The sequence below is a fragment of the Lutibacter sp. genome (genome assembly GCF_041562875.1).
In the GTDB taxonomy this organism is placed as follows: Bacteria; Bacteroidota; Bacteroidia; order Flavobacteriales; family Flavobacteriaceae; genus Lutibacter.
This window is the reverse complement of the sequence record NZ_JBFFOE010000100.1, coordinates 1-8,462: the sequence shown is the minus strand read 5'-3', so window position 1 is coordinate 8,462 and position 8,462 is coordinate 1. Positions and strand designations below refer to the sequence as shown.

The window sequence follows — 8,462 nt, the reverse complement described above, 5'->3', positions numbered from 1 at the left end:
CCTTTTGATTTTGATATTATGGTGTTTTTAGAAACCAGTAGCTGTTCTTTTTTTAGTGCTAACTGAACGGTGTCAATTAAACCTACATATTCTCCTTTTTTTAGAATTTTTCCTTCTTCAATAGTAAAGAGGGTTAATTTTCCATTATTTTCTGCTGAAATTGTTGTTTCTGTAGCTTCAAAATTTCCGTAACCATCTGCTTTATTATTTCCATTAGTACAAGAGATAATTGTACTCGCAAGTATCAATGTTCCGATTAATATTTTTGTAATTTTCATATAAATTGTTTAAACGTTTATTTGTGTAATTGTTTGTTTTGACATTATTTTTTGTCTTTTTTCTATACTCTCTTTTCTTCCCTTTTTCGTCAATCCTCTTTCCTCTTTTTTTTATTTTCTCAACTCTAAATTAATTTCCTTTTATTGTTTTATAATTTGTTTTTGCCAATAACAATTGTATTTTATGACTGCTTAGATTGTTTTCTGCTTCAAATAAATTTGTTAATTCTGTGATGTAAGAAGATGAGGTGATGACTCCATTTTTTAACTGAGAATTTGCGGCGTTTAATACTTGTTTTCTTAATTCTATAATGGTTTTATCCGATTCAATAAAATTAGATATTTTGTTTATTTCTGTTTGCTGTTGATTTAACTCAATTTTAGTATTTAGCATAAAAACAGCTTGCTGACTGTCTATAATTTCTTTATTTACTTGCAATGATTTTCGTTCTTTTTTAGAAGCATTCCAATCAAAAATAGTCCAGTTTATTTTTAAACCTGCCATATAATAGGTTTGAAAAGAATTGTCTAACGCATTTAAACCTGGATTTCCATAACCACCAGTTGCAAAACCAATCAATTTTGGCGAATTTTTCTTTGCAATTAATTGTTCAGAAGCTTCAATGTTGTTTTTTTGAAGTTCAAATAATTCCAATTCTGGTCGTTTAATTTCAGTTTCTAAATTGCTGATAATTTCAGGATTTTCTACTATAATTTTCATTGAAATATCGTGTCCTATTAATTTTGAAAGTGTTTCAATTAAACTGATTTTATTAAAGTCAAGTTCAGTAAACTGTTGTTCAATTTTTAATAATTCAGCTTCTAAAACACTATCAGAACTAGGCAATAGCATTCCAAATTTAACACCAGCTTTTACCTCTTTTAGAGTGGCTTCTAATTGTTTTTTTTTGGCAACTAATAAAGCTCTTTTTTCCTGCAAAAGTAGTATTGAAAAATACAGCTGATTTACTTGTTCTTTTAGTTGATACAAATTTACTTCAACCTGTTTTTGCTGTGTTTTTAAGAGTGCAGATTTTGCTTCCATGGATGCATCAATGAAGCCACCATCATAAATTAATTGATTTATGGAAGCAGCAGTTTTATACTGATCTTTATTTGGTGGTTCAATAGTTGAACCAGGAATAAAAATTGGAATAGAAGTGACGTCCGATTGATAGGTTGCCTGTGCTGAAAAATCGAGCTGAGGTAGTTTTTTAGTTTTAATAACGTCTAAATCTAAATCATTTTGTTTTGTTAATAAATTATATTGTTTAGCTAAAGGGTAGTTATTGTTTACCAGAGTATAACAGTCTTTCAAACTTAGTTTTTCTTGTGAAAAAACGGTGAGTGAGACAAATAAGATAATTAGTGTTGTTATTTTTTTCATCTGTTTTTAAATTTTTATGGCATTTATAATAAATTCAGCAACTTCAGTTTTACGATCCTCCATTAACTGATTATAAGTTTGGTTTTCTATATTTATAAATCCTTTTAATAAAGGAGCTCCTATAAATGGAAATATATTCAGAGCCATAATATTAATGAAAAGCTGTTCAGGTTTAATAGGTTTTATAGTTCCTTCAGTTACTTTATCATTCACTTGTTTTTTAAATTTTTCAATATTTGGGAAATGATCTTCAGCAATTAATTTTTCAACAAACTCAGGGTTTCTATTCAACTCTTGAATAATAAAATTTGGTAAATAAGGGTGTTTAAGTACGAATGAAATGTAATTATTACTGAATTTTCTAATTTTTTCAAAAAGAGAAGAATCTGCATTCATCACTTCATTAAGTTGTGGTGCTAACATGGAAAAAGCCATTTTAAAAACAGCTTCAAAAAGTAACTGTTTGCTTCTGAAGTAATAATGAAGCAAAGCCTTGTTGATGCCAGCTTCATCAGCAATTTCTTGCATACGCGCACCAGCCATTCCTTTGTGTTGAAAAATACGTTTTGCAGCATTCAAAATATCAGTTTCAGTAGTTGTATCTTTTACTTTATTCATTTTTAACTATATAGTTTAACCAAATGGTTAACAAAAGTAAACTCTTTTTTTGAATTGACAAAATAAATACTATTTTTACATCCTACTATATAAAGAAATACGATGAAGAAAATATTGAAATACAGTTTGTTACTAGTGGTTTTGGCAATAATTTATGTTGTTTATACAAATTACCCAAGATTGAATATAATTTCTGGCTATTCAGCTAAAAATATGAGTTCTTCAGTTTTTTTAGCCGGAAGAACTCTGGAAGTAACTGACAATCAGGATAATAATTTTTCACCAATAAATATTGCTGAAGATAAAATTAATATTGAAGATAAATCTGCAACAGCTTCAGTATATGGTTTTATGAACAGAAAAGCTATTTATAGAGAAGGATTAGGAAGTGTTTTAATTTTTGATGATTTTAATAAGGGCACACCATTTTTAGTTCCAAACAGAACAAATATCTCAACAGATATTCCATATCCTTATGGAAATGGAGAACAAAAAGACACCGTTTTTAGCAATGTGAATTATAATGAATTACAAACAGCAGTTTCTAATGCTTTTGATAAAAATGAAGAATATAGTATAAAAACAAGAGCCGTTGTGGTCATTTATAAAGATCAGATAATCGCCGAAAAATATGCAGAGGGTTTTGATAAAGATGCTAAAATATTAGGATGGTCTATGACTAAAAGTATTACAAGTGCTGTTTTAGGAATTTTAGAAAAACAAGGTAAAATTAATGTGAATCAAAAAAACCTATTTCCTGAATGGGAAAACGATGACCGTTCTAAAATAACCTTAAACAATTTATTACAAATGAATAGTGGTTTAGAATGGGATGAAGACTACAACACCATGTCTGACGTAACTAAAATGTTATTTTTAAATAAAGATATGACCAAAACTCAATTAGAGAAGCCATTAATTGGCGAACCAAATAATAGTTGGAATTATTCTTCAGGAACTTCAAACTTGTTATCGGGTTATATTAGAAATCAGTTTAAAACACATCAAGAATATTTAGATTTTTGGTATGCTGAACTAATTGATAAAATTGGAATGAACTCCATGTTAATAGAAACTGATTTAACAGGTAATTATATAGGTTCATCTTATGGTTGGGCAACCCCAAGAGATTGGGCGAAATTTGGATTGTTATATCTTCATAAAGGAAATTGGAATGGTGAACAACTATTAAATGAATCTTGGGTAAATTATACTGCAACACCAACCAATGGTTCAAACGGAGAATATGGCGCGCATTTTTGGTTAAATGCAGGAGGTGTTTATCCTAATGCTCCAAAAGATATATTTTCGTGTAACGGATATCAAGGGCAACGCGTTTTTATAATTCCTTCAAAAGAAATGGTTATTGTTAGAATGGGCTTAACTGAAGATTCAAGTTTTAATTTTGATGCTTTTTTGAAAGAAATGATATCAGCTATCAATTAAATTTACAAATTTCATGAATGGTTTTTTAATTAAAAAAAAAGGAAGTTTATAATACCTTCTGTTTTCTATTATAAAATGTACGAATTAAACAAAATTCAGCCTTAATTTTAAATAACATTCAATTTTGTGTTAGTAATTTTAACAAATTACTAAATAATTTAGCATAAAAGATGCATAATATTGATTTTGAGATAGACAATTTATGTAACTTTTGATACCATTTGTTCGCTATTTTTAGGTTTTGGCTAATTTTTTTAGGTTTAAATGACTTATATATCCTCTACTCTTTATTTATTTATATTTTTGAAAGTCCCTGTCAACTAAATTTTTGGAACTGAGAAAAAGAGACTTTTTTCAAATCTAATCTGGGTACTATTTTATTGAAAAATTAATAATGTATGAGTTCAAATTTTGAACGAATACATGTCTAATTAAATATATGGAGAAAAATTACCCTTTAAGAAAAATTTCCGGAGTACATTTTAAAATAGCAATAATTGCTTCTATAAAGAAGTTGCAGCCCAATTTTCAACTATTGAAAAATTCTTGGGCTTTTTCATTTTATCCCATTACAAAATAAGAAAACTAAAAATCAAAATAAAGATACCCAAACTGAAAACAACAAAACCATGAAGAAAAATTACTTTCTAAAGTCCCTGCTAATTTTAATGATTAGTATTACTTCCTCAACCCTTTTTGGGCAAACTTATACATTTACAAATGCTGGTGTAACAGGTCAATTTGGGCCAACCCAACCACAAGTAGATGCTGCTTATGGAGCAGGTGTTGTAACAATTAATACACAAGGTATCCAAGAGTGGACAGTTCCAGCAACTGGAAATTATTCTATACAAGGATTTGGAGGTCAAGGGGGTAAATCTTTTACAACAGCTGATTCATACCGAGGCGCAGGAGCTAATATTATGGGTGAATTTTCTTTGACTGCAGGACAAGTATTAAAAATTGTCGTTGGTCAAGAAGGTACTGAGAATACGAGTGGCAATTTGGCTAATGGCGGTGGCTGTGGCGGTGGCGGTTCATTTGTTTGGATTAATGGGCAATTTACGCCTCTAATTGTTGCTGGTGGTGGTGGTGGTGGATCCATTATCAATACTGGGGGGTCTTTACTTTTTTGTGAGGGAAAGGGTGCGCCAGTAACTAATGATGGTTTAACTTCGAATAGTGGTGTCGCTAATAATGGAGTAGGAGGAGGAGATGGAACGCAAGGACCTCAACCAGCAAAAGGGTGGACGACAATGTTTGGTTTGCTTGATTTTACAGGACGCAATAATGCAGGTTACAACGGATTCGGTGGATTTGGTGGAGGTGGTTTATGTGTTGATGGATCACATGCTGGTGGTGGAGCTGGAGGCTATTCTGCTGGAGGTAATGGAGAATATGCATTTAATTCTGGAACTGGAAACTCAGACGGTAGAAATGGTGGCGGTGGCGGTGGTTCCTTTAATTCAGGAATTAACCAAGTTAATGTAGCAGGAGCAAACGCAGGAATGGGTAGTGTTGTTATAACACTATTAGAACCAACACCTATACCATTAGGTGATACTCCAGCGGATATAGTAGAAAATACAGGGTTAACAAATATAGATGTACTTGCAAATGATAATTTTGGTGCAGATGGACCAGGATTAGTTGATTTAATTGTAACACCAATTTTAGGAACTGTTGGGTCAGCGATATTAAATAATGGAGGTACACCAAATGTTCAAACGGATGATTCAATAGATTTTATTCCAGCTTTTGGTTATTCTGGACCAGTAAGTATCAGTTACACTTTAACTGATGGTAATGGAAGTACAGCCTCAGCAACAGTAACATTTAATGTTTTAGCTGGAGCGCCTATTGTGTGTGGTCCTATAAATACATTATACCAAACGGTAGGAAATACTACACCTGGTAAAACAGATATATTTAGATATAATAATTTTCAGCAATCTTATGTAAAGGTAGGAGAACTTGGTGGTACTGCTACCGGTTCAAGTGCACCTAATTCAGCATATAGTGCAGCAACACAATATGTATATTCAAATGAACCATCTGATGGAGGATCTGTTTTAAGAGTTTATGACCCAGCAGCTAGTTATAGTTATGTTGGGAGTATTACTATAACAGGGAATTCGGTAAATTTTAATAATACGTTATTTGCTCAAGGAAACTTTATTGGTTATGTAAATAATAATAGAGTAGTTCGTTTTGATGTAACAAACATTGCTGCTTATCCAGCAACGGTTGCTGTAAATGAAGTTACAATTGCAGGAGCATCAGGCGCAAATGATTTTACACTTATAGGAGACGAAATTTATGGAGTAAGAAATTCAACTTTAAGAATTATAAATCTTACTACAAATACATTACTAGATAGAACAATTACTTTTGATGAATCTTTAGATGGAGTTCCAAACGATGGAAGTTTTGGAGCAGCTTGGCAAGATAGAAATGGTAATTTTTATTGCTTCAATAATGGAAATGGAGGAATTTATAAAATTACAGATGTTGTAAATCCAGCTTCAACAATTGCAGTTAAAGTATTGTTAGCAAATCCATCTGGTCAAAATGATGGTTTTGGTTGCGAATTAGGTCCAGACCCATTAGATTGGGATGAAGATGGAATTTCAAACAATATAGATATTGATGATGATAATGATGGAATTTTAGACGTAAATGAATCTGCAGGAACAGGTTTAGATCCAGGAGGAGATGCTGATGCTGATGGTGTTTTTAACTTCAGAGATGTTGATATTGCTGGTTATGTTGATGTAAATGGCGATACAGTTAATGATAATTTTGATTTTGATTTGGACGGAATTCCAGATGCTTACGATTTAGATAGTGATAACGACGGGATACCTGATAATATTGAAGCACAGCCAACAACTGGTTATGTAGCTCCAAGTAATTCAGATGGTGATTCAGATGGTTTAGATGATGCATATGATACAGATGCGGTTGGAGGTTTTGCCGTTTCACCACCAAATACTGATGGTACAGGAAATCCTGACTTTTTAGATGTAGATGCGGATGATGATGGTTCATATGATACTGTTGAAGCCGGTTTAGTATTGGCAAATGCAGATATTGATTTTGACGGATTAGATGATGCTATTGATACAGACTTAACAAATCCTACCGATTCTAATGGAACAATAGATAATCCACTAACAGATTTACAAGATACATATGGTAGTGTTGAAAGAGATTATAGAGAAACTTCAGATCTTGACGCTGATGGTGTTGATGATGTAACGGATTTAGATGATGATAATGATGGTATTTTAGATACAGTTGAATATCCAGCTACTTTAGAGCCTTTTGGAGATGAAGATGGTGATGGAATATATAATTATGCTGATGCTATAGATAATGGTACGGGTGATGGTTCACTTACAGACTATACAAATACAAATGCAGATGTTATACCTGATGCTTATGATTTTGATTTAGATGGAATTGTAAATCATTTAGATACAGATTCTGATAATGATGGTTGTTCAGATGCAAATGAAGCATATGGCTCATCTACTGCTGATGCAGGAGATGGTATGCAGTTTGGTACTGGAGATCCATTAACTTTAGGTGAAAGTGAAGTAAATGCCAATGGTACTGTAGTATCTGCAGGATATACATTACCTGTAAATTTAGATGCTTCTTTAGGAGATACAGATTTTGATTATTTACAATTAAGTATTTTACCAACAATTATTACGTTAGACCCTATTGATGTTACAATATTAACTTTCAGTAATGTAAGTTTTACATCTACAGCAGCTACTTCAGGTACAGGAACAATAGAACATTACCAATGGCAAGTACAAGTTAATGGAGGCATTACTTGGGCAGATATAGTTAATGATGGAGTCATTTATAGTGGCGCAAACACAACTACGTTAGATATAACAATTTTAAATAATGCGTTAGACGGAAATAATTATAGATTAGTAATTTCTTCTCCGGCATTTGTTTGTGATACTGATGTAATTTCAGCAGCAGCATTATTAACAATATCACAAAATGATATTTTAGCAATAAATGATAACGGTTCAGGAATTGAAGGAACGGCTAGTACTGCAGTGGCTAATATTTTAGCAAATGATGATTTAGCAGGTGCTACACCAACAACAGGAACAGTTATTTTAACAGAAGTGAGTTCAACAAGTGTTAATGTAACTTTAAATACTGCAACAGGAGCAGTTGATGTAAGTGCAGCAGCTACAGCTGGAACCTATTCAATAGTTTACCAAATTTGTGAAACTGCAAATCCAACAAATTGTACAACTGGAGAAGTAACGGTAACAATTGCTGATTTAGGGAATCCAACAGCAGTAGATGATAATATTTCAATCACTGAAGACACTACAATAGCAACAGTAATTTCTGCATTAAGTAATGATAGCTTGATTGATGGCGCATCTTATTCATCAGGAAGTTTTATTTATACAGGTGCAAATGGTGCAATAATAGTAGATAATGGAGACGGAACATTTGATTATACACCAGCAGCAACATTTTCAGGATTAGATTCTTTTAGCTACACAATTTGTGATAATGATATACCAGTTGCAAGCTGTTCAACTGCAACAGTTTTTGTGACTGTTTTAGATGAAGGAACCCCATTTTCTGTAAATGATATAGCAAATACCATATTAAATACAACTGTTATCACAGGGAATGTTTTAACAAATGATACAGTTATAGACAATGCAACCATTACAAGTTTT

General features: G+C 32.0%; 4 protein-coding genes and 1 pseudogene. 2 read left to right on the top strand and 3 right to left on the bottom strand.

Annotation, left to right across the window (positions count from 1 at the left end; translation table 11 throughout):
- From ABY863_RS11390 to ABY863_RS11380, 3 genes and pseudogenes are all read right to left on the bottom strand, one after another.
- A pseudogene (locus tag ABY863_RS11390) lies at positions 1-278 on the bottom strand (HlyD family secretion protein); the annotation flags it as partial.
- Between the two features lie 130 nt (positions 279-408).
- Complete coding sequence (locus ABY863_RS11385) at positions 409-1,665, bottom strand: TolC family protein (RefSeq protein ID WP_372794918.1); 1,257 nt, start codon at positions 1,663-1,665, stop codon at positions 409-411.
- A 6-nt stretch (positions 1,666-1,671) separates the two neighbouring features.
- Positions 1,672-2,283: a TetR/AcrR family transcriptional regulator gene (locus tag ABY863_RS11380; RefSeq protein ID WP_372794916.1), complete on the bottom strand. Its 612-nt coding sequence runs from the start codon at positions 2,281-2,283 to the stop codon at positions 1,672-1,674.
- Between the two features lie 102 nt (positions 2,284-2,385).
- On the opposite strand from ABY863_RS11380, the gene ABY863_RS11375 reads away from it, so the two are divergent.
- A complete protein-coding gene (locus ABY863_RS11375; protein WP_372794914.1) occupies positions 2,386-3,729 on the top strand; it encodes a serine hydrolase domain-containing protein in 1,344 nt (447 codons plus the stop codon).
- A 629-nt stretch (positions 3,730-4,358) separates the two neighbouring features.
- A partial coding sequence (locus tag ABY863_RS11370) for a beta strand repeat-containing protein (protein ID WP_372794912.1) occupies positions 4,359-8,462 on the top strand: 4,104 nt, incomplete at its 3' end.

What these genes read in the sequence shown, in the direction of transcription:
- ABY863_RS11375 (WP_372794914.1), top strand. Translation starts at nt 2,386, where the DNA reads ATGAAGAAAATATTGAAATACAGTTTGTTACTAGTGGTTTTGGCAATA.
- ABY863_RS11380 (WP_372794916.1), bottom strand. Translation starts at nt 2,283, where the DNA reads ATGAATAAAGTAAAAGATACAACTACTGAAACTGATATTTTGAATGCT.
- ABY863_RS11385 (WP_372794918.1), bottom strand. Translation starts at nt 1,665, where the DNA reads ATGAAAAAAATAACAACACTAATTATCTTATTTGTCTCACTCACCGTT.